Raw genomic sequence first — 21,890 nt, 5'->3', positions numbered from 1 at the left:
CGATCGGGTCGGTGTCCGGGGGGACCGCCAGGTCGCCGGCCGCCGGGTCGGGCTCGTCGGCTGGGCCGGGGCGGTCTTTCCGGCCGAACCATTCCCTAGCCATGGATGACAGCGCCCCGATGCACCGTTCGCCGGCACCGCGGCAAGGCGTCGGTCGGGCCCAGGCGCGGCAAGGCCGGGACCCGGGCGCGCGGGTCCGTCGACCAGCGCTGAACGGCGTCGCGGGGCGCGTGGACCTCCAGGGCCGCGGCGTCCCAGACGGCGTAGGAGGCCGGCGCGCCCGGCACCAGGGTTCCCGTCCTGCCGTCGTCGATGCCGGCGGCGCGCCAGCCGCCGCGGGTCGCGGCGGCGAACGCCGCCCGCGCGGAGACCCCGCTGCCCGGCGTGTGGTGGTTGACCGCCGCGCGCACGCTCGCCCACGGGTCGAGGCCCGTGACCGGCGCATCGGAACCAAGCGCGAGGGGCACGCCTTGCGATGCTAACAGCGCAAACGGATTGAGCCGACGGCCTCGTTCGGCGCCGAGACGCCGCGCGTACATGCCGTCGGCGCCGCCCCACAGCGCGTCGAAGTTGGGCTGCACGCTGGCGATCACGCCCCATTGCCCGAGGCGGCCGGCCTGCTCGGCGGTGACCATTTCAAGGTGCTCCAACCGGTGCCCGCACCGGGCGACGGCCACCGCCCCGAGGTCGGCGACGACCCGTTCGAGGGCCGTCACCACCGCCGACACCGCGGCATCGCCGATGACATGGAAGCCGGCGGTCACCTCGGCCTCGGTGCACGCGCGCAGGTGCGCCTCGACGAGGTCGGGGTCGAGGTAGCAGGTGCCGAACCGGTCCGCGGCGTCGGCGTAGGGCTCGTGCAGCCAGGCGGTGCGGGACCCGAGCGCGCCGTCGACGAACAGGTCGCCGGCCAGCCCGCGGGCTCCGGTCTCCTCGATGAGCGCGCGCGCCCGTGCCGGGGTGCTCACGGCCTCACCCCAGTAGCCGGTCACCTCGACGCCCTGATCGAGCGACCGCAGCCGCAGCCAGTCGTCGAGGCCGCCGATCTCGGGTCCGGCGCATTCGTGCACCGCGACGATGCCTGCCGCCGCGGCGGCCCGCAGGGCGGCCGTGCGGGCTTCGGCGAGCTGCTCGGGCGTGAGCATGTCGCGGGCGGCGGCGCGGACCAGATGGTGCGCGTCGGCGGTGAGCGGCCGGTCGGGATGGAAGCCGCCGGCCGCCGGCAGGTCCGCGATGCGCTGGCGCAGCGCTGTCGAGGCCAGCGCGGAGTGGACGTCGACTCTGGACAGGTAGGCGGGCCGGTCACCCAGGACGGCGTCGAGGTCGGCGGTGGTTGGCGCGCTGTTCTCGGGCCACGACGATTCGTCCCACCCGTGGCCCCAGACGGGAAGGCCCGGGTGGGCCGCCGCGTAATCGGCCACCAGCTGGAGGCACTGCTCTCTCGAGCCGGCCGCGCGCAGGTCGAGGCCGCTGAGCGTCAGGCCGGTGGCGGTGAGGTGGATGTGGCTGTCCACGAATCCCGGCGCCAGAAAACCGCCGTCCACGTCGTCGATGTCAGCGTCGGGAAACAGGCTGCGGCCGACGTCGTCGCTGCCCAGCCAGGCGATGACGTCGCCTCGCACCGCCATGGCGGTGGCGTCCGGATGGCTCGGGCTGTGCACCCGGCCATTGACCAACAGCGTGGTGGGCGTGTGGCTCACAGGGCAAAACTACGTGGGCTTCGGGGCGGGGCGATCAGTCCCAGGCGGGCCGGCCCGGGAATCCGCCGCGGACCGGCTCGTTCTCGAGGGCGGGCGGGCGGTAGTCCCGGACGTCGACGACCTCGCCGTCGATGTAGCCGTCTTGCGCGGGGCCGCCGGTCTGACGCGCGCCGGCGCCGAACAGAGTCGTGTCGGCGAGCAGCGGCATGCGCCGCCGCAGTCCGCGCATCGCGATCGCGGCCAAACCGGGCCCGACGGCCGACCGTACGGGTCGCACCATCAGCAACAGCCCCAGCGCCGTTGTCACGAGGCCGGGTACCAAGACCAGCAGGGTGGCCAGCGAGACCAGCGTCCCGTCCCGCACCGCGGTGCGGGGCTCTGCGAGACCGGAGCGGAGGTCGCCGACCTGGCGCAGCAGGTGCGAGCCCATCATCGGCACCAGGAGGCCCCATCCGAGCAGGAAGGTGCCCGCCAATGCCAGCAGCGTCCAACCCCACCCGATCGTCGAGACCAGGGCGATGATCGCCGCCAGCTCGACGACGGCGTAGCCGAGAAACAGCCGTGACAGCATGTCAGGGCAACGTACGCCGACCGCGTCGAAGTTCCCATGGTGGTGTCCGGGGCGATTGCAGTTAGATGACGCTATGACCACGATTGAGATCGACACGCCCGACGGACCGATCGACGCGCTGCTGGACCTTCCCTCGGGTCAGGGCCCGTGGCCGGGCGTCGTCGTGATTCATGACGCGTTCGGATACGGCAGGGATAAGGAGTCGACGAACAAGCGCATCGCCCAGGCCGGCTATGTGGCGATCACCCCCAACATGTACGCGCGGGGCGGCCGGATGCGCTGCATCACCCGGGTGATGAAGGAGCTGCAGACGCAGCGCGGCCGCGCCCTATCGGACATCCTGGCGGCGCGCGATCACCTGAAAGCCATGCCGGAATGTTCCGGCCAGGTCGGCATCGCGGGGTTCTGCATGGGCGGCCAGTTCGCATTGGTCATGTCTCCCAAGGGTTTCGGCGCTTCCGCCCCGTTCTACGGCGCTCCCCTGCCCCGCAACCTCGACAAGACGCTGGACGGGGCGTGCCCGATCGTGGCCAGTTTCGGCGCCAAGGACCCGCTGGGACGGGGCGCGCCCGAGAAGCTGCGCGAGACCATCGCCAGGAAGAACATCACTGCCGATGTGAAGGTCTATCCCGGTGTGGGGCATAGCTTTGCCAACGACCTGCCGGCCCAGCCACTGCTGCGGATCACCGGTTTCGGCTACGACGAGGCGGCCACGGAGGACGCTTGGCGCCGGGTGTTCGCGTTCTTCGGCGAGCACTTGGCGGCGGGCGCGACGACGTAGCTGCGTCAGTTGAGCTTTCGCGACAAGACCGTCGCGAACGTGTGCGTGTCTCCGGGCCAGCGCGCGGACACGTAGTTGCCGTCGTCGACGACGAACGCGGGCCGCGGGTCGGTCGCGGTGTCGCGCGCCATGCCGGAGGTCTTGCGCCGCCAGTCCGGTGAACCGCGCACCACGTCGCGAAAGTCCGCCGGATCTTCAAGCGCACGAGTCACTTCCGCCTGCACCGACATGTACCCTTCCGCCTGGCCGGGTTCCTCGGTGTAGGTGCGGTAGTAGTCTCGGTCCCAGAACCGGGTGACACGCGTCAACCGCCACGCCAGGCGCTCCATCGCCCACGTCAGGGCCGTGGTCTGGTGCCCGTAGAGCACCGAGCGGCCCGTCTCGGGGTCGACGCTGCGCGCCGCGAGCAGCACGCCGTGACAGATGGCGCCGACGACCATGCCGCGTTTGAAGGCGTCCACCACAAGCCGATGCAGGATGTGGCTGTCGACGTAGCTGCGCATTCCGCGGGCCCGATGCCCGCCGGGCAGCAGCAGCGCGTCGATGCCGTCGAGGGTGGCCTGGGCCCACGCGACCGGGCGCTGAAACTCGTTTGACGCCAACATGTCCCGATAGGCGCCGCGCCCGGCCTTGTTCGCCCGCAGCATCAGACCGATGACGGGAATGGCCCCCAGCACCGGCAGGGCGGACCAGAGGTCCAGGCCACGGCCGCTCACCATGATGTCGTCCGCCGCGCCGGGCGTTCCGCTCTCGGTGGCGAACACCACCCGATGCCCGTCGTCGGTCAGGACGCGCCAACTGACCGCGACCTCGGTCGGGTCGAAGTCGCGGTCCGGGATCGGGACGAGAACGGTGCCCATGGCCCTTACGTCGGGGACACCCTGAGTTCGAGGCCGACGTTGTTCTCCATGCCGCCGCGCAGCTTGCTGAAGAGGTTGAAGACCTTACCGAGGATGCCGTAGCGCTTGCCGATGGCGTCGTACACGGCGGCGGTCTGCGACTTGTCGAGGATGGCGGCGGTGCCTTCGACTTCCTCGCTGGTCGGTTTGCCCTGCATGGTACAAGTGGCCAGCGTGACCCGCGGAGTGTTGCGGATCCGCTTGACCTTCCACGACTTTTCTCCGGTGATCACCAGCAGCCGATCCTGGTTGGCGGCGGCCCAGATCGGCGTCGGCTTGGGCTTGCCGTCCTTGGTGAACGTGGTCAGCAGGATGTATTGCGCCTTGGCGAGATCGGCGAAGGTGGGTGTCACGGTGTCAACCTACGCCCCGTAGCCCGCCCGTGCCGAGTGTGCGGGCAGCCGCACGTTCGCTGCCGAGTGTGCGGCTAGCCGCACACTCGCGTCAGGGGTCAGCCCTCCAGGTCCCCCTCGGTTTCCAACAGCGCCTGGCGCAGGCCGTCGAGGGTCTCCGGTTGCGGCTGTTCCCACATGCCGCGGCCGGCGGCCTCCAGCAGTCGTTCGGCCATGCCGTGCAGCGCCCAGGGATTGGACTCCGCCATGAATTTCCGGTTCTCGGGATCCAGCACGTAGCTCTGGGTGAGCTGCTCGTACATCCAGTCCGCCATCACGCCCGCGGTCGCGTCATAGCCGAACAGGTAATCCACCGTCGCCGCCATCTCGAACGCACCCTTGTAGCCGTGCCGGCGCATCGCCGCCATCCAGCGCGGATTGACCACTCGGGCGCGAAACACCCGCGTCGTCTCCTCGGACAGCGTCCGCGTCCGAATCGCGTCGGGCCGGGTGTTGTCACCGATGTAGGCGGCGGGCGCCTGCCCGGTCAACGCCCGCACCGTGGCCACCATCCCGCCGTGGTATTGGAAATAGTCGTCCGAGTCGGCGATGTCGTGTTCCCTGGTGTCGGTGTTCTTGGCGGCCACCGCGATCCGCCGGTACTGACGATTCATGTCGTCGACCGCCTCTCGGCCGTCCAGGTCGCGGCCGTAGGCGAAGCCACCCCACGCGGTGTACACCTGCGCCAGGTCGGCGTCGTCGCGCCAGTTGCGGCTGTCGATCAGCTGTAGCAACCCGGCGCCGTAAGTTCCCGGCTTGGAGCCGAAAATCCTTGTCGTGGAGCGGCGCTGGTTGCCGTGCTGCGCCAGGTCGGCCTGCGCGTGCGCCCGCACGTAGTTGTCGTCGGCCGGCTCGTCGAGCCCGGCGACCAGCCGCACCGCGTCGTCGAGCATCGTCACCACGTGCGGGAAGGCGTCGCGGAAGAACCCCGAGATCCGCACGGTCACGTCGATGCGCGGACGGCCCAGCTCGGCGAGCGGTATGGCGGTGAGGTCGACGACGCGCCGCGACGCGTCATCCCAAACCGGCCGAACTCCCAGCAGCGCAAGCACTTCGGCGATGTCGTCGCCTGCGGTGCGCATCGCCGAGGTGCCCCACACCGAGAGCCCCACCGACTGCGGCCATTGCCCATGGTCGTCGCGGTAGCGGGTCAGCAGCGAATCCGCCAGCGCCACGCCGGCCTCCCAGGCCAGCCGCGAGGGCACCGCCTTGGGGTCGACGGAGTAGAAGTTGCGGCCGGTGGGCAGCACGTTGACCAGACCGCGCAGTGGTGAGCCCGACGGGCCGGCCGGGATGAAGTGGCCGTCCAACGCGTCGAGCACCTGGTCGATCTCGGCCGCGGTGCCGGCCAGGCGGGGCACCACCTCGGTGGCGGCGAACCGGAGCACCGCCGCGATCTCGCGGTTGTCGGTGATGCGGTCGGCGGCGTCGGGCTCCCAGCCGCTGGCCTGCAGCGCCGCGATGAGTCCGCGGGCCGCTGCCTCGGCCGAGTCGACCGATGCGCGTTCGTCGGTACCGTCCTCCGCAAGGCCCAGCGCCTGCCGCAATCCCGGGATGGCCTGCTCTCCCCCGAACAGCTGGCGGGCGCGCAGGATCGCCAGCACAAGGTCGAGTTCGGTTTCCCCCGAAGGCTTTTGGCCCAGTACATGCAGTCCGTCACGGATCTGCACGTCCTTGATCTCGCAGAGCCAGCCGTCGACATGCAGCAGCATGTCGTCGAACGAATCCTCGGGGGGCCGCTCAGTCAGCCCGAGATCGTGGTCCATCTTGGCGGCCCGGATCAGGGTCCAGATCTGTTGGCGGATGGCGGGCAGCTTGCCGGGGTCGAGCGCGGCGACGTTCGCGTGCTCGTCGAGCAATTGCTCCAGCCGGGCGATGTCGCCGTAGGTTTCGGCGCGCGCCATCGGCGGAATGAGATGGTCGACCAGGACCGCGTGCGCCCGCCGCTTGGCCTGGGTGCCCTCACCCGGATCGTTCACCAGGAAGGGGTAAATCAGGGGCAGGTTGCCCAGCGCGGCGTCGGATCCGCAGGCGGCCGACATGCCCAACGTCTTGCCGGGCAGCCATTCCAGGTTGCCGTGCTTGCCCAGGTGCACCACGGCGTGCGAACCGAACCCGGCGTCGAGCCAGTGGTAGGCGGCCAGGTAGTGGTGGCTGGGTGGCAGGTCGGGGTCGTGGTAGATCGCCACCGGGTTCTCGCCGAAACCGCGGGGCGGCTGCACCATCAGCACCAGGTTGCCGGCTTGCATTGCGGCGATGACGATTTCACCGTCGGGGTCTCGTGTGCGATCGACGAAGAGGTCCCCGGGCGGCGGGCCCCAATGCCGTGTCACCGCGTCGGTCAGATCGGCGGGCAGGGTGGCGAACCAGTCCCGATAGTCCTTGGCGGACAGGCGGATCGGGTTGCCCGCCAATTGCCCGTCGGTGAGCCAGTCGGGGTCCTGACCCCCCCGTTCGATCAAGGCGTGGATCAGGGCGTCGCCGTCGTCGGCGTCGACGCCGGGGATTTCGCCCACCTGGTACCCGCGCTCGCGCATCGCGCGCAGCAGCGCGACCGCGCTGGCGGGCGTGTCCAGCCCCACCGCGTTCCCGATCCGCGCGTGCTTGGTCGGATAGGCCGAGAACACCAGGGCCACCCGTTTGTCGGCCGGGGCGACGTGGCGCAGCCGCGCGTGCCGGACTGCCAGCCCCGCGACCCGTGCGCACCGCTCCGGGTCGGCAACGTAGGAGATCAGGCCGTCGTCGTCGATCTCCTTGAAGGAGAACGGGACCGTGATGATGCGGCCGTCGAACTCGGGCACCGCCACCTGGGTGGCCACATCGAGCGGGCTCAGCCCGTCGTCGTTTTCGCTCCACTGGGCCCGAGAGCTGGTTAGGCACAGTCCCTGCAGGATCGGAATGTCCAGGGCCGCAAGATGTTCGACGTTCCAGCTGTCGTCGTCGCCACCGGCGGACGCCGTGGCCGGCTTCAGTCCCCCGGCAGCCAGGACGGTGACCACCATGGCGTCGGCGTCCCCCAGCCGTTGCAGCAGTTCGGGTTCGGCGGTCCGCAGCGACGCACAGTAGACCGGCAGCGGCCGCGCGCCGGCGTCCTCGATGGCCCGGCACAGCGCCTCGACGTAGTCGGTGTTGCCGGCCAGCTGCTGCGCGCGGTAGTACAGGACGGCGATCGTGGGGCCGTCGGACTCGCCGGGGTGTGACCGCTCCAGCTCGCCCCAGGTCGGTGTCACGACGGGCGGGCTGAACCCGAACCCCGTCATCAGCACGGTGTCGGACAGGAAGGCGTGCAGCTGGCGGAGGTTCTCGACGCCGCCGTGCGCCAGATAGATGTGCGCCTGCACCGCGATGCCGGCGGCGAGCGTGGACAGCCCGGTCAGCTCGGCGTCGGCGGCCTGCTCACCGCTGACCAACACGGTGGGCACGCCGCTGGCGACCACGCTGTCGATCCCGCTCTGCCAGGCGCGGTAACCGCCGAGGATGCGAACCACCACGATCGACGCGCCGGCCAGCAGTTCCGGCAGTTCGCTTTCATCCAGGCGCGAAGGGTTGGCCCACCGATAATTTCTTCCGCTGGCGCGGGCGCTGATCAGGTCCGTGTCGGACGTCGACAGCAAAAGGATGGTCGGCTCAGCCACCCCTCATTCGTACCGTAGGGTCGCCGCGATCCGGGCGGCGACCTCTCCGGCGACCCGCAGCGCCTCGTCGCTCTTACCCGGCTCGTAGCGATCTGCGGCGGCGTCGTAGTCGGCGCCCGCGATGGACCCGTGGTCGGCCGCCAGCTCCACCAACTCCACCGGCCAGCCGGCCCGTCGCAAGGCGGCGGCGAAGTCCCTGCTGGCCGTCACCGGGACGACATCGTCGGCCAGGCCGTGTAGCAACGTCAACGGTGTGCCGCCGCGCTCCGGCGTCAACGCCTCGGTCGGCACCCGGCCGGTGAGCGGGTCGGGCACCATGAAAGCCCCGGCGAGGCAGACGGTGTGCGCCAAGGGGACGTCGCCGCGAAGCGTCAGGCCCGCCGCGGCGCACCCACCCATGGACCACCCGACCAGCACGATGCCGTCGGGGTCGGCGGCACGTTCCCGGGTGAAGTCGAGCGACCGCAGCAGGTCTGCGCGCCCGCCGTCGTCGGCGTGGGAGTTCCAGTCCGGTGCGACCGCCGCCGCGCCACGTTCGGCGAGCAGGCGGGCGAGCGGACCGAAGGCCGCGCGCGCGTCGGTCTGCATGCCGTGCCATAACAGGACCGTGGGGCGAGTGGAGTCGCCGTAGACATCAGCCAAGCGGCCCGGGGCGTATTCGACCGTCTGCATGCGGACGAGGGTGCCCCGGATCCCGAGACCCCAATCGTGAGGCGGACCAGGCCCGTACCGTGGACGCGTGCCCAGGTCCCGCGACACCGACGCATGCCCGGGTGCGCTGCAGGTGCACCGCGCCGCCGACGGCGCCCTGGCGCGGGTCCGGCTGCCCGGCGGCATGCTGACCGCCGCTCAGCTCGCCGCGCTGGCACGGGTGGCCACCGAATTCGGTTCGGCGACGCTCGAGCTCACCGCGCGCGGCAACGTGCAGCTGCGCGGGATCACCGATGTGACCGCGGCGGCCGAGGCGATCGCCGACGCGGGGCTGTTGCCATCGGCGACCCACGAGCGGGTACGCAACATCGTCGCTTCGCCGCTATCCGGCCGGGCCGGCGGGACTGTCGACGTGCGTCCGTGGGTCGTCGAGCTGGACGAGGCGATCCGCGCCGAGCCGAGCCTGGTCGAGCTGGGCGGGCGATTCTGGTTCGGCCTCGACGACGGGCGCGCCGACGTTTCCGGCCTGTGCGCCGACGTCGGTGTGCACGCGCTTCCCGATGGCTGGGCGTTGTTGCTCGCCGGACGCGACACCGGCGTCCGGCTGACGGCCGGCGAGGTGATCGAGACGCTGGTCATGATCGCGACACGTTTCGCGGCGACACGTGGAAGCGCTTGGCGTGTCAAGGAATTGGACGACGTCGAAAGTCTGTTGCCCGGCGCGGAACTGGGCGCCGTCGCCTTTCCCGCGGTCACCAGGCCGCCGGTGGGCTGGATCAACCAGGATGATGGCCGGGTGGCGCTCGGCGCCGCGGTGCCGCTCGGGGTGCTGTCCGCGCGGGTCGCGGAATTCCTGGCGGCGATCGAGGCGCCGCTGGTGATCACACCCTGGCGCTCGGTGCTGGTGTGCGATCTCGACGAGGGCGTCGCCGACGTCGCGCTGCGGGTGCTGGCCCCGCTGGGTCTGGTGTTCGACGAGAACTCCCCCTGGCTGAACGTCAGCGCCTGCACCGGCAGCCCCGGATGCGCGCATTCGCTGGCCGATGTCCGGGCCGACGCGGCCGCGGCGCTGGGCGGGGATGCGGGAGTGCATCGCCATTTCGTCGGCTGCGACCGCGCGTGCGGCAGCCCGCTGACCGGCGAGGTGCTGCTGGCGACTGGCGACGGATACCGCCAGCTACGCGGTGACCGCAAGCGCGGCGAAGCCGGGCGAAGCGGGTCGCCGCCAGGACCTTAGGGTAAGCGGGTGCTCGACTACATCCGCGACGCAGCTGAGATCTATCGGCAGTCGTTCGCGGCCATTCGGGCCGAAGCCGACCTGGCGCGCTTCCCGGACGACATCGCGCGGGTGGTGGTGCGCTTGATCCACACCTGCGGGCAGGTCGACGTCGCCGAGCACGTCGCCTACACCGACGACGTCGCCGCGCGCGTCGGCGCCGCCCTGCGCGGCGGCGCGCCGGTGCTGTGCGATTCGTCGATGGTGGCCGCCGGGATCACCGGCGCGCGGCTGCCGGCCGGCAACGAGGTGGTGTCGCTGGTGGCCGACCCGCGCGCCGCGGACCTGGCCTCGCGCAGGCACACCACCCGATCTGCGGCCGGGGTGGAGCTGTGGGCCGATCGGCTGCCCGGCGCCGTGCTGGCCATCGGCAACGCGCCCACCGCCCTGTTCCGGTTGCTCGAGCTGGTCGACGAAGGGGTTTCCCCGCCGGCCGGAGTCCTGGGCGGGCCGGTCGGATTCGTCGGGTCGGCCCAGTCCAAACAGGAGCTCATCGACCGTCCGCGCGGGATGTCGTATCTGGTGGTGCGGGGCCGCCGCGGTGGCAGCGCCATGGCCGCCGCCGCGGTCAATGCGATCGCGAGCGACCGCGAATGACCACGCGGGGCACTCTCTGGGGTGTCGGGCTGGGACCCGGCGACCCGGAGCTGGTGACCGTCAAGGCGGCGCGGGTGATCGGCGAGGCCGACGTGGTGGCCTACCACAGCGCCCGGCACGGCCGCAGCATCGCGCGCGGGATCGCCGAACCGTACCTGCGGGCCGGGCAGATCGAGGAGCACCTGATCTATCCGGTGACCACCGAGGTGACCGACCACCCCGGCGGCTACGCCGGGGCCCTCGAGGACTTCTACGTGGAAGCCAGCGCGCGCATCGCCGCTCATCTCGACGCGGGCCGCGATGTGGCGCTGCTCGCCGAGGGCGACCCACTGTTCTACAGCTCCTACATGCACCTGCACACCCGGCTGACGCAGCGGTTCAACGCCGTCATCGTGCCGGGGGTTACGTCGGTGAGCGCCGCGTCGGCGGCCATCGCGACGCCGTTGGTGGCCGGCGACGAGGTGCTCTCGGTGCTGCCGGGCACCCTGCCGGTCGCCGAGCTCACCCGCCGCCTGGCCGACGCGGACGCCGCGGTGGTGCTGAAACTTGGTCGCTCGTATCGCGCTGTGCGCGAAGCGCTTTCGGCGTCCGGGCAGCTCGACGACGCGTTCTACGTCGAGCGGGCCAGCACCGCCGGGCAGCGAATCCTGCCCGCCGCCGACGTCGACGAGGCCGGCGTGCCCTACTTCTCGCTGGCGATGCTGCCGGGTGGGCGCCGCGGACGGCAGCCAGCGGCGGCCGGCACGGTCGCGGTGGTCGGCCTGGGGCCCGGCGGCAGCGACTGGATGACCCCGCAGAGCCGGCGTGAGCTGGCCGGCGCCACCGACCTGATCGGTTACGCCGGTTACCTGGATCGCGTCCCGGTGCGCGACGGCCAACGCCGGCACCCCAGCGACAACACAGACGAGCCCGCGCGCGCCCGACTGGCCTGCGCGTTGGCAGAGCAGGGCCGTGCCGTCGCGGTGGTGTCCTCGGGGGACCCCGGGGTGTTCGCGATGGCGACCGCGGTGCTGGAAGAGGCCAAAGAGTGGCCGGGAGTGGCGATCCGGGTGATTCCGGCGATGACGGCGGCCCAGGCCGTCGCCAGCCGGGTCGGCGCTCCGCTGGGCCACGACTACGCGGTGATCTCGCTGTCCGACCGGCTCAAACCGTGGGAGATCATCGCCGAGCGGCTGGCCGCGGCGGCCGCCGCCGACCTGGTGCTGGCCATCTACAACCCGGCGTCCAAGTCGCGAACGTGGCAAGTCGGCGCGATGCGCGACCTGCTGCTGGAACACCGCGAGCCCGGGACGCCGGTGGTGGTCGGCCGCAGCGTTTCCGGGCCCGACGAGGACGTCCGCGTGGTGCGGCTGGCCGATCTAGACCCCGCGCAGGTGGACATGCGTTGCCTGCTGATCGTCGGATCGTCGCAAACGCAATGGCATGCAAGCGATTCCGGCGACCGGGTGTTCACACCCCGGCGCTACCCGCTCGGTTAATCGTCGCTGCGCCAGCTGCTGGGCATCATCGGCACGGTCGGCCCGTCACCGAACCCGTCGCGGGTCAGCGTCGCCAACCCGGTCGGCTGCGCGAGACCGGATCTCGCTGCGGCACCGGCGAATCCGAGCGGTCCCCCGCCCTGGTCCGAGGCGCGCACGGCGTCCGGGTCCTCGTCGCCGGCCCCCGACTCCTGATCGAGGTCCATGAATTCGTAGCGGTACGCGCGGTCGGTGGCCGTTCCGGGGCGGCGCCGGCGGGCCCGCGCCTTCTTCTTGGCCGCGGCGGCCGCGGCGGCCGCGGCGGGGGCGTCGACGTCGTCGGGCGCCGGTTCCTCCGATTTGCGACGTGACCGGCCGCTGGCGCTGCCGCGGGCCGCCAGCCCGGACAGTCCCACGGCGTACAGGGCGTCGGGCATGCCCGCTCCGATGCCGTCCGTGGCCGTGGGACTGAAGCCGGCGCCCGGCCCGCCGCCGAACGGTCCGCCACCGGCCGGTGCGGCCACCGTCGATGCGGGGGCGCTGGACATGGTCTGGGCGTTGCTCACGCTCGCCGGAGCGGTGCCGATCGCCGGCGCCGGCGCGGTCGCCATCGGCGCCGGCGCGGGCGCGGGCGCCGGCAGCGGCGCGGCGGCCGACAGCGGGACGGCGACGCTGATCGCGGTGACCGCGGCCGCCGCTCCCCCGGCCGCGGCGGCGCCCAGCACGGACACCACCATCGGCGCCAGCACCACCGCCATCTGGATGGCGGCCTGCATGAAGGGCCAGAAGATCATCAGCGTGTGAAAGATCGCCCAGCCCAGGGCGCTGGAAAGCGCCGGCGATAGCCCCAATTGACCGAAGAACGAGGCGAGGCCGTTGACGAATGGCACCGGCGGAAACGGCCAGCCACCGGGGTTGAGGTCTTTGGAGACCGGCCACGCGAAATTCTTCGTGTACTGCTGCAACCAGGCGGTGAGCTGGTCCTGCCAGGACGGATAGGTCCGCGCCGGTTGCGGCGTGTCGGCGGCCTGCGCGCTTGCGACGCTCGCCTCCGCGGCCGGGGCCACGATCATGGGCGCGGGCGTGGTGGTGGGGACCGCCGCGAGCGCGGATTCGGCGGCCACTTGGTAGGTGGTCATCGTCGTGGCGGCTTGCACCCACATGCGCGCGTAGTCGGCCTCGTTGACGGCGATGGGAATGGTGTTGATGCCGAAGAAGTTCGTCGCCACCAGCGCCGCGTGCGTCGCGTGGTTGGCGGCGAGCTCGGGCATCGTCGGCATGGCAACCAGTGCCGCGGTGTAAGCCCCGGCCGCCGTCTCGTGCAGCGCCGCGGCCGTCGCGCTCTTGGCGGAGCCCTCCAGCAGCCAGGCCAGGTACGGGGCGTGGGCCGCGACGTACTGCTCGGCGGTGGGCCCCTCCCACGCGCCGCCCTGCACGGCGCCCAGGAGCCCGGTGAGTTCCTCTGCGGCTTCGGCGTATTGGCTGCTCATCGACGACCATGTCGCGGCGGCGGCGAGCATCGGCCCGGCTCCGGGCCCGCTGCTGAGCAGCGTCGAGTGCACCTCGGGCGGGAAGGCGATCCAGATCGGGGCGGTCACCGTCGGGGGTTTTCGGGCAGGAACACGAATACCTCTTCGAATGTCGGGGCTGTTGACGTCCAGTGGTCGGTTCGCCGGACGGATTAGTTCCCGCCGGCTGATTTCGGGGGCTCTTTGCGCCCGGCCCGGGCATGCGCAACGATGCAGGGATGCGGTGTGACGCGGCGCGTGAGGCGCTTTCGGCCCGACTGGACGGCGAGCGTCCCCAGGCGCTCGCGCGGCAGGTCGATGCCCATCTCGAATCGTGCCGGCGCTGCCGCTCCTGGCTCATCGGCGCCGCCGCGCAGACCCGCCGGCTGGCGTCGGTCGAGCCGGTCGACGGGCCCGACCTGGTGTCGCGAATCATGGCGAACATTGGCGAAGAGTCCTCCGGCCACCAGCGCAGGATGCGTTGGCTGCGTTCGCACTACCGGCGGTGGGGACTGATCGCGGTCGGGCTGTTCCAGGTGGCGATCGCCGCCGCGCAGATCAGCGGTGTCGATTTCGGCATGGTGTCCAGCCACATGCACGGCGCGATGTCCGGCGAGCATCTGATGCACGAGTCCACCGCCTGGTTGCTGGCATTGGGTCTGGCGATGGTGGCCGCCGGCGTCTGGCCGGTCACCGCGATTGGGGTGGCGGCGATTACGGGCGTCTATTCGGTCGCGCTGCTGGGTTACGTGATCGTCGACGCGTTCGCCGGCGAGGTCACTGCGACGCGCATCGCCAGCCACATGCCCCTGCTGCTGGGCCTCGCGTTCGCGTTGCTGGTGGCGCGGGAACGGGTGCGATCGGACCGGATGGGCGCGTCCGATGCTGCGGACGGCGCGGCCTGGCCAGCCGAGTCCCCCGCAGTCAGGCGCCGCGCTCACCTGTGGCCCATCAACCGGTCCGCCGCCGACCCCGCCGCAGCCGCTACGACAGGCCGTCGTAGACTCACTGAGCCCGCGAAACAAAGGTGGTTCGCCATGATCGCGTCCAGCGATGACGAGGCCGTTACCGAGCTCGCGTTGGCCGCCGCGCGTGGGAACGACCGGGCGCTCGAGGCGTTCATCAAGGCCACCCAGCAGGACGTGTGGCGGTTCGTCACCTATCTGTCGGACGCGGGCAGCGCCGACGACCTGACTCAAGAGACGTTCCTGCGCGCGATCGGGGCGATCGAACGGTTCTCCGGGCGTTCGAGCGCCCGGACCTGGCTGCTTTCCATCGCGCGACGCGTGGTGGCCGACCACATCCGCCACGTCCAGTCGCGGCCGCGCTCCGCCCCGGGCGCCGACCCGGAACACGTGATGCGCGGCGATCGCCACGCCCGCGGATTCGAAGACCTGGTCGAGGTCACCACGATGATCGCGGGACTCACCGCCGAGCAACGAGAAGCCTTGTTGCTCACCCAGTTGTTGGGTTTGCCCTACGCCGACGCGGCGGCGGTGTGCGGCTGCCCGGTGGGCACCATCAGGTCCCGCGTCGCGCGCGCCCGTGACGCGCTGCTGGCCGCAGACGTCGAGCGCGACGACCTGACGGGCTAATTCAGCCGCGTCACCCATTCGACGGCCTCGTCGACGCTGGCCACCGCCGTCACCCCGGGCGGCAGCGGCGGCCGCGCGACCATCACCACCGGAATGCCCAGCGCCACGGCCGCATCCAGCTTCGCCCGCGTCATCGCCCCACCGCTGTTCTTGGTGACCAGGGCGTCGATGTGGTGTTCCCGCATCAGCGCGACCTCGCCGTCGTAGCGATACGGCCCGCGGGACAGGACCAGCTGGTGGCGGCGCGGCAGCGAGGAGGGGTCGGGTTCGGTGACCGCGCGGATCAGAAACCACGCGTCGCTGCCGGCGAAGGCCCTGGTCCCCGAACGCCCGGTGGTGAGAAATACCCGCAAAAATCGCTCTTGCGCAACGGTTTCCGCCGCCCGCAAGTCGGATTCCACCACGATCGCGGAGCCGGGCTCCCACGCCGGACGGGCCAGCACCAGGTGCGGCATCGACAGTTCACCGCACGCTTGCGCCGCGTGCGCCGTCATGGCCGCCGCGAAGGGGTGGGTCGCATCGACCACCGCGTCGATACGCTCGTCGAGCAGCCAGCGCCGAAGCCCCTCGACGCCCCCGAAGCCGCCGATGCGGACGGGACCGACCGGCAACGCGGGGTCGGGTACCCGCCCTGCCAGGGAGCTGACGATGTCGATGTCCGGGTGGAGCGCCTTGGCCAGCGCGCGACCTTCGGCCGTGCCGCCGAGCAGCAGCACTCGCATCAGTGCCGGCTCCCCCGCGTCCGCCCGGTCGAATACAGGTAGCTGTCGGTGAACCCCTCGGCGGCCAGCACGTCGCCGACGACGATCACCGCGGTCTTGGTGATGCCGGCCCGGTGCATCTGGTCGGCGAGGTCGGCGAGCGTGCCGCGCAGCACCACCTCTTGCGGCCAGCTCGCGAAAGCCACGACCGCGGCCGGTGTTTCGGGTCGATAGCCGCCGTCGAGAAGTTGCGGGACGATGGCGTCGATCTGGGCCGCCGCGAGGTGCAGGACCAGGGTCGCGCCCGAACGGGCGAGGCTGGCCAGGTCCTCACCGGCCGGCATTGCGGTCGACAGGGTGGCGACCCGGCTCAGCGTCACCGTCTGGGCGACGCCGGGGACGGTGAGCTCCCGCTTCAGCGCGGCCGCAGCCGCGGCGAAAGCCGGTACGCCGGGCACGATTTGGTAGTCGATGCCCCGCGCGTCGAGCCGTCGGCATTGTTCGGCCAGCGCGCTGTAGAGGGACGGGTCACCCGAATGCAGCCGGGCCACGTCGTGACCGGCCGCGTCGGCGTCGGCGAGTTCGGTGATGATCTGCTCCAGCGTCAGCGGTCCGGTGTCGACGATCTTCGCGTCGGGCGGGCAGAGCGCCAGCAGATCGTCGGGCATGATCGACCCCGCGTACAGGCATACCGGGCAGGACTCGAGCAGTCGCTGGCCGCGGACGGTGATCAGGTCGGCGGCGCCCGGACCCGCTCCGATGAAATAGACCGTCATTTCGTCATCGTCCACTGGGTGACCGGCATCTGCGGCCGCCATCCGGTGAAGCCGCCGAGCGGCTCGCCGTGATAGTGCTGGAAGCGTCGCAGTTGGCCTCCTAAGCGCGAATAAGCCTGCACTACAACGGCTTCGGATTCCGCGGTGACGGCGTTGACGACGAGGCGCCCGCTGGCCGCCAGCGCGCCGAGGCAGGCATCGAGCAGGCCGGGCTGGGTGAGGCCGCCGCCGATAAAGATCGCCGACGGCGGCTCGGTGCCGCCGAACGCGCCCGGGGCCTCGCCGCGCACGTCGATGGGGGCGCCGAATGCTGCGGCGTTGGCTGCGATGTTGTCGCGACGTCGTTCGTCCCGCTCGAAAGCCACCGCGCTGCAACCTTTTCCGATAAGGCACCATTCGACGCTGATGCTGCCGGAGCCCGCGCCGACGTCCCAGAGGCGTTCACCCGGGCGCGGGGCCAGTGCCGCGAGTGTCACCGCGCGGATTCCGTGTTTGGTGATCTGCCCGTCGTGGGCGAACGCTTCGTCGGGCGGCGACGACGTCCGTTCGTCGGGCAGGTATCGGATGGCGATGACGTTGAGGTCGTCGACGTCATCGGGTGGCTCAGCGGCCCAGTGGCTTGCGGTGCCGTCACGACGCTGTTCGGTTGGGCCGCCGAGGTTTTCCAGAACGGTGAACTCGGAGTCGCCGCGGCCGTGCGCGTCGAGGAGAGCGGCGAGTTCTCTCGGTGTGGTGGCGTTTTTCGAAAGCACGACGGCTTGGCCGCCGCGGCGGACCGCGGTGTGCGGTTGCGCGGTGACCAGGCTGATCACCTCCGTGTCGTGGCGGTTCCAGCCCATTCGGGCGCACGCCAGCGTCACCGAGGACACGTGCGGCAGCACCCGGACTCGCCCGGGGCCGTGGAGCCGGATCAACGTTCCGCCGATGCCGTGCAGGAGCGGGTCGCCGCTGGCCACCACATGCACGTCCGCGGTGTGGTCGTCGAGCAGCGTCTGCAGCGCGGGCAACATCGGCGAGGGCCACTGCCGGCGGGGTGCGGTTAGCGTTTCGTCGAGCAGGTCGAGTTGCCTTTTCGATCCGTAGATTATTGTCGCCCTTCGCAATTCATCGCGAGACGTCTGAGCGAGCCCGGCCATGCCGTCGGCGCCGATGCCCACCACGATGATCATCGCGGCATCCTGCGCCAGACGAACTGCGGCAGCAGCCGCATCACGGCGGCAGCCGGCCCCAGCGCCCAGGGGATCCACACGGTGCGTCGGCCCTTGGCCAGCGCGCGCGCGGTCGCTTTGGCCACCTGGGTGGGTGTGCTGGACAGCGGCGCGGGATCCATGCCCTGCGTCATGCGCCCGATCACGAAACCCGGGCGGGCGATCAGCAGTTTGACGCCGGTGCCGTGCAGGGCGTCGGCCAAGCCGCTGGCGAAGCCGTCCAGGCCGGCCTTGGCCGAGCCGTAGACGTAGTTGGCGCGACGCACGCGAGCGCCCGCGATCGAGGAAAACACGACCAGTCGGCCTGTGCCGGCCTCGCGCATCGCGGCCGCCAGGTGGGTGAGCATGCTGACCTGGGCGACGTAGTCGGTGTGCACGACGGCGACCGCGTGGGCGGCGTCCGTCTCGGCGAGGGCTTGGTCGCCGAGGATTCCGAAGGCCAGTATCGCGGTGGCGATGGATCCGTGGTCGGCGATGACCGCGGCGACCAGGGCGCCGTGGGAATCCAGGTCGTCGGCGTCGAATTCTCTGGTGTGCACCGTCTTGGCACCGGCGGCTTTGAGCGTGGCGACCTGGTCGTCGAGTTGGTCGGCCTTGCGCGCCGCCAGCACCACCGTCGCCCCGGGCGCCAGGAGGCGGGCCAGCTCGATGCCGATCTCGCTGCGCCCGCCCAGGACTAGTACTGGTCCCGCGCCCGTGTCGCCCACGGCTGCGATTATGTCCTGCGCTAGCGTGGGCGGTGATGGCGAATACCACTACCCGGCTCACCGACGATGCGCTGGCGTTCCTGTCCGAACGGCATCTGGCCATGCTGACCACGCTGCGAGCCGACAATTCGCCGCATGTCGTGGCGGTGGGGTTCACCTTCGACCCGAAGACGCACATCGCCCGGGTGATCACCACCGGCGGCTCGCAGAAGGCGGTGAACGCCGACCGCGGCGGGGTGGCGGTGCTCAGTCAGGTCGACGGCGCGCGGTGGTTGTCGCTGGAGGGCCGGTCCAAGGTCAACAGCGATGCCGACGCCGTCCGCGATGCCGAACTCCGCTACGCCCAGCGCTACCGCACCCCACGGCCCAACCCGCGGCGGGTGGTCATCGAGGTGCACGTGGAGCGGGTGCTCGGGTCGTCGGGCTTGCTGGATCGGGGCGAGACGTAGGGCTGATTGCCCGGGTTTGCCTGAGACCGGCGGCACCCTTCCGGCGGCCCTTAACGAGGTCTTTGTTCGTGCATTTCTTTTAGACCGGGGTTCCTCGGTTTCTGCCGGGCTTCTGGATGAGAAGGTCATCGTGCGCTCGCCTACGGCATGCTTCGATGAACTCTATTGCAGCATTCCTATCGTGCAGCAAGTGATCGTATTCATCAGGGGTGAGTTCGTAGTATTCTTCATAATCTACGACGCCATTGCTTACCGGTAGTGAAGCATAATACCTGCCCGACTCCGACTCTACGCCGAGCGAGTACCTATCTTCTCGAGAGAAATAGGTGTCGTCAAACGTCATCTGATCTCTTTCTGGTCGAAGATGTTCGTTACAGTATAGTCATCAGGCGGTATTTCTCCACCGTCTATGACAGCCTCAGACGCGCCATCGGGGAGGACACCACCTGGAATCCATTGTTCATTTGCACCGGCCTCATTACCGGAAGGCATTCTTAAGTGGTACTCCCCGGGGTCTGCGATATCGATCCTGACAAGGTTGTTAGAATCAAGGAAGCCTTCGGGTAAGCCGAGTTCGTTTTCCATGCTTCTTAGGTTTCCACCCGAAGCCTCGAGCATTGCATCAGCTTCATTCCGCGGCATTACGAACGATGTTCCGTCTCTCTGAGCAATGCCATATTTCTCGAGGTTACTTGCCGGCATGAAACGGGTAGCACCATCGCTAAATTTTTGCAGATGGTTCTTTATATAGTCCGGCGATAAATATTCGGAAGGATCAGGTCGACTGCCTTTCGGCATCGCGATGATCTCACTCCGCTTTTCTGCGCTGATTCCATCGGATGAGGCGTCTTCGTTGCTCGCGTGATCCTTGCCATCGTCCCCGTCAGACCTACCATTCCGATCGTCACCCGACTTACCGTCATCGTGCTCATCGGGCTTCCCCTCGTGCGGCGGCTTTCGATGCGGATGCTCGCCGGGAGGCAGCCCGTCATTAGGCACATGCCCTCCGCCAGGTGCGGGCATCTCGGCCGGGTGGCCGCTCGGGGACGCAAAATGCGGCCCGGCGGGCGGCGCGCTGGACGGCGCGGACGGAGCTGGTCGCGGTGAATGCGCGGCGGATGCCGGCTCGAAGGGCGGTCTTGCGGGCGACACCGGAAGCTGCGTCGGCGAATGGTCGACCAGCCGCAGCACGGCGGATGCCATGCGATCGCCCACCGCGTGCCCAGCCTGCGCAGTGGCACCAGGAGCCGTAACCGGCTCACGTGGACCTCCACCCGGAGCCGGCTCGTGCGAACCCCCCACCGGTTCGGGGGCGGGTCGCTCGCCGGCCCCTCGGGGTGATTCGGGAGGCACCGTCGCCGGATCTGCCGGGCCGTGAGGTTGAACCGGCGGGTGGGGCGCCGACTCGACCGGCACCTCGGGCAACTTCCCTGGCGGCAGAGCCACCGCGCTGCCGCCAGGGAGCGGATCTCCCTTAGGCAGATCTTCGCCGAGATTCTGAAGGCCCTTCGTGAGGTCGGCGCCGTTCGTCGCGATATCAGCGAGCGTGCCGCCAACCCCGTTCAATTCGCCGGCCGCGCCTGCGGCGCCTTGGGCCGCCTTCTCGCCCTCGGTAGCCTCCTCGGTGGCTTCAGCACCCGCCGCCTCCGCACCTTCCGATCCCGCCTTCGCCAAACCGCCGCCCAGCAGGAATGTCATGCCGTCGAAGATGCCTTCCCCGATCCCCAGCCCGGGCCGACCAGAGGTCAGATCATCCCAGTGGGTAAGACCTTTCAAGACTCCTAAGTCGTTCTTCGCGGCGCCCTTCGGGTCGAAAAGCGCATACACAGGAATGGATTTGAACGCACTCTGATCCAGTGCCGCCCAACTGGCCGCAACGCCTTTGGGATCGAAGGCGAACCGGCTCGGGTCAAGCTGGTCCTGCAATTCGGCAATGCCGACTGCGCTCTTGAAGATTCCCTCACCGGCATCCGCGGTGAGGGCGAAGTCATCCGCCACGAACTTGCCGACGGTCTCGCCCAGAAATTCGACCAGCTGCCCGCGCACGTAGGTTTTCAGGTCGCCGACCAGACCGTCGATGATCTGCATCCCCGTTTTGATGACGTGCTCGCGGGCCTGCGCTTCCCGCTTCATGTTGTCCAGGACGTCGTTGATGTCTCGCACGATCTTCTCCAGCTCATCGGCCGCATCGCCTTCGAAAATCAACATCACGTCATGGGCAAGGTTGGTCAGGCCTGCCAGGCGGCCCAAGAGATCCCGAATCTTGTTCTGTGCGTTCTCCACAACGTTCGCGAATTCGTCCAGAGCCTTTGCCAGGTCGTCGCACCGACCGGCCAGCTTCTCCAATTTGCTGCCCAGTTCGGACAACACCTGCTGCACCAATTGAGCTTCGGGGACCTGCTGCCCGGCGACCACCGACTTCGGACCGTCAAGCCCGTGCCCCACCGCACGAAGTGCATCGCCGAAGCCTCGCCAACATCCGGCAGCCGCGTGCATTCCGACCCCGTTGCCGTTGGGCCAGACGTCGTCGACCAGCGCCTCCACCACGGCCCACAGCAGCGGTTGAGCGACCCCGGCGCCCACGGTCCCGGGGCGGCCCGGAGGCGGGAAGTCCTGCGGTTGCGCGGGCGTCGGCAGCATGTGGCCGCTCCCTCGGACATTGGATGCCGCCTCGGCCCGCGAGTAATTGGACGCGCACAGCTGCACCTTGGCCCCCAGGTACCTGCACGCGAAGATGCCGGCCGCCGCCCCGTTCAGCAGCGACTGGGCCGCATTCTGATACCCCAACCCGAACATTAACCCGGCCGCATCCTGGCCGCTGTTGATCCCGAAGCCCGCGGTGAGCGGTCCCAATGCTGCCGCCAAGCCCTCGCCGACAGCATCCACGGCGCTCCCCGCGACGAACATCGCCTCGGGATCAACCACCAACGGAGCCACGCGCGAATTCTCGCCGGAACCGCGCGCGGCCGCTATTCACCCAATGATGG

The 21,890-nt window shown here is 70.1% G+C and carries 19 protein-coding genes and 1 pseudogene; 7 read left to right on the top strand and 13 right to left on the bottom strand.

Going from position 1 to position 21,890, the window contains the following annotated elements:
- Window positions 1-95: 95 nt before the first annotated feature.
- Entirely contained in the window at window positions 96-1,628 is a 1,533-nt protein-coding gene (locus tag A5704_RS18935) for an amidohydrolase (protein ID WP_156675630.1), read from the bottom strand.
- Window positions 1,629-1,734: 106 nt separating this feature from the next.
- Window positions 1,735-2,271, bottom strand: a complete 537-nt coding sequence (locus A5704_RS18930) for an FxsA family protein (protein ID WP_067890464.1) — start codon at window positions 2,269-2,271, stop codon at window positions 1,735-1,737.
- A gap of 73 nt (window positions 2,272-2,344) precedes the next feature.
- On the opposite strand from A5704_RS18930, the gene A5704_RS18925 reads away from it, so the two are divergent.
- Entirely contained in the window at window positions 2,345-3,052 is a 708-nt protein-coding gene (locus tag A5704_RS18925) for a dienelactone hydrolase family protein (RefSeq protein ID WP_067760893.1), read from the top strand.
- A gap of 5 nt (window positions 3,053-3,057) precedes the next feature.
- Here the strand turns inward: A5704_RS18925 and A5704_RS18920 are convergent, their stop codons facing one another.
- From A5704_RS18920 to A5704_RS18905, 4 genes are all read right to left on the bottom strand, one after another.
- Window positions 3,058-3,912, bottom strand: a complete 855-nt coding sequence (locus tag A5704_RS18920) for a type 1 glutamine amidotransferase domain-containing protein (protein WP_067890462.1) — start codon at window positions 3,910-3,912, stop codon at window positions 3,058-3,060.
- A 5-nt stretch (window positions 3,913-3,917) separates the two neighbouring features.
- Window positions 3,918-4,304, bottom strand: a complete 387-nt coding sequence (locus A5704_RS18915; RefSeq protein ID WP_067890460.1) for a PPOX class F420-dependent oxidoreductase — start codon at window positions 4,302-4,304, stop codon at window positions 3,918-3,920.
- Between the two features lie 98 nt (window positions 4,305-4,402).
- Window positions 4,403-7,978, bottom strand: a complete 3,576-nt coding sequence (gene cobN, locus A5704_RS18910; protein ID WP_067782271.1) for a cobaltochelatase subunit CobN — start codon at window positions 7,976-7,978, stop codon at window positions 4,403-4,405.
- Between the two features lie 3 nt (window positions 7,979-7,981).
- Window positions 7,982-8,650 (bottom strand): alpha/beta hydrolase, encoded by a 669-nt coding sequence (locus tag A5704_RS18905; RefSeq protein ID WP_067890457.1) that lies wholly within the window; start codon window positions 8,648-8,650, stop codon window positions 7,982-7,984.
- A gap of 67 nt (window positions 8,651-8,717) precedes the next feature.
- Here A5704_RS18905 and cobG point away from each other — a divergent pair, with 67 nt between their 5' ends.
- Genes cobG through A5704_RS18890 form a run of 3 tightly spaced genes read left to right on the top strand, consistent with a single transcriptional unit; the run spans window position 8,718 to window position 11,980 of the window.
- Window positions 8,718-9,866 carry a precorrin-3B synthase gene (gene cobG, locus A5704_RS18900; RefSeq protein WP_067890454.1) on the top strand — a complete coding sequence of 383 codons (1,149 nt, stop codon included), beginning with the start codon at window positions 8,718-8,720 and terminating at the stop codon, window positions 9,864-9,866.
- Between the two features lie 9 nt (window positions 9,867-9,875).
- Window positions 9,876-10,502 (top strand): precorrin-8X methylmutase, encoded by a 627-nt coding sequence (locus tag A5704_RS18895; protein WP_067782262.1) that lies wholly within the window; start codon window positions 9,876-9,878, stop codon window positions 10,500-10,502.
- The gene (locus A5704_RS18890) at window positions 10,499-11,980 is read left to right on the top strand and encodes a precorrin-2 C(20)-methyltransferase (protein ID WP_067760907.1); all 1,482 of its coding nucleotides are present in this window, start codon (window positions 10,499-10,501) and stop codon (window positions 11,978-11,980) included. Before A5704_RS18895 ends, A5704_RS18890 begins: the two co-directional genes overlap by 4 nt.
- Here A5704_RS18890 and A5704_RS18885 read toward each other — a convergent pair.
- Window positions 11,977-13,557, bottom strand: a complete 1,581-nt coding sequence (locus A5704_RS18885) for a PPE family protein (protein WP_067890452.1) — start codon at window positions 13,555-13,557, stop codon at window positions 11,977-11,979. The two genes, A5704_RS18890 and A5704_RS18885, sit on opposite strands and share 4 nt — an antisense overlap.
- A 131-nt stretch (window positions 13,558-13,688) precedes the next feature.
- On the opposite strand from A5704_RS18885, the pseudogene A5704_RS29570 reads away from it, so the two are divergent.
- Window positions 13,689-14,357, top strand: a pseudogene (locus A5704_RS29570) (DUF2275 domain-containing protein); the annotation flags it as partial.
- Between the two features lie 147 nt (window positions 14,358-14,504).
- Entirely contained in the window at window positions 14,505-15,062 is a 558-nt protein-coding gene (sigC, locus tag A5704_RS29300; protein ID WP_231969178.1) for an RNA polymerase sigma factor SigC, read from the top strand.
- Here the strand turns inward: sigC and A5704_RS18875 are convergent.
- Genes A5704_RS18875 through A5704_RS18860 form a run of 4 tightly spaced genes read right to left on the bottom strand, consistent with a single transcriptional unit; the run spans window position 15,059 to window position 18,454 of the window.
- Window positions 15,059-15,784, bottom strand: a complete 726-nt coding sequence (locus tag A5704_RS18875; protein WP_067755047.1) for a cobalt-precorrin-6A reductase — start codon at window positions 15,782-15,784, stop codon at window positions 15,059-15,061. The genes sigC and A5704_RS18875 overlap by 4 nt on opposite strands.
- A complete protein-coding gene (cobM, locus tag A5704_RS18870) occupies window positions 15,784-16,539 on the bottom strand; it encodes a precorrin-4 C(11)-methyltransferase (RefSeq protein ID WP_067890476.1) in 756 nt (251 codons plus the stop codon). The genes A5704_RS18875 and cobM overlap by 1 nt, the downstream gene beginning before the upstream one ends.
- Window positions 16,536-17,708, bottom strand: a complete 1,173-nt coding sequence (locus A5704_RS18865; protein ID WP_067890449.1) for a bifunctional cobalt-precorrin-7 (C(5))-methyltransferase/cobalt-precorrin-6B (C(15))-methyltransferase — start codon at window positions 17,706-17,708, stop codon at window positions 16,536-16,538. Before A5704_RS18865 ends, cobM begins: the two co-directional genes overlap by 4 nt.
- Window positions 17,705-18,454, bottom strand: coding sequence for an SDR family NAD(P)-dependent oxidoreductase (locus tag A5704_RS18860; protein ID WP_067890445.1), 750 nt, complete (start codon window positions 18,452-18,454; stop codon window positions 17,705-17,707). Before A5704_RS18860 ends, A5704_RS18865 begins: the two co-directional genes overlap by 4 nt.
- A gap of 35 nt (window positions 18,455-18,489) precedes the next feature.
- On the opposite strand from A5704_RS18860, the gene A5704_RS18855 reads away from it, so the two are divergent.
- The gene (locus A5704_RS18855) at window positions 18,490-18,903 is read left to right on the top strand and encodes a F420-dependent biliverdin reductase (protein WP_067755029.1); all 414 of its coding nucleotides are present in this window, start codon (window positions 18,490-18,492) and stop codon (window positions 18,901-18,903) included.
- Window positions 18,904-18,982: 79 nt separating this feature from the next.
- Here the strand turns inward: A5704_RS18855 and A5704_RS29295 are convergent, their stop codons facing one another.
- Both A5704_RS29295 and A5704_RS18845 read right to left on the bottom strand, forming a co-directional pair.
- Window positions 18,983-19,246, bottom strand: coding sequence for a hypothetical protein (locus tag A5704_RS29295; RefSeq protein WP_082950447.1), 264 nt, complete (start codon window positions 19,244-19,246; stop codon window positions 18,983-18,985).
- Window positions 19,243-21,840: a hypothetical protein gene (locus tag A5704_RS18845; RefSeq protein WP_067890440.1), complete on the bottom strand. Its 2,598-nt coding sequence runs from the start codon at window positions 21,838-21,840 to the stop codon at window positions 19,243-19,245. The genes A5704_RS29295 and A5704_RS18845 overlap by 4 nt, the downstream gene beginning before the upstream one ends.
- Between the last annotated feature and the right edge of the window lie 50 nt (window positions 21,841-21,890).

Source organism: Mycobacterium sp. E735, assembly GCF_001666955.1.
In the GTDB taxonomy this organism is placed as follows: domain Bacteria; phylum Actinomycetota; class Actinomycetes; order Mycobacteriales; family Mycobacteriaceae; genus Mycobacterium.
This window is presented reverse-complemented; position numbering and strand designations above follow the sequence as displayed.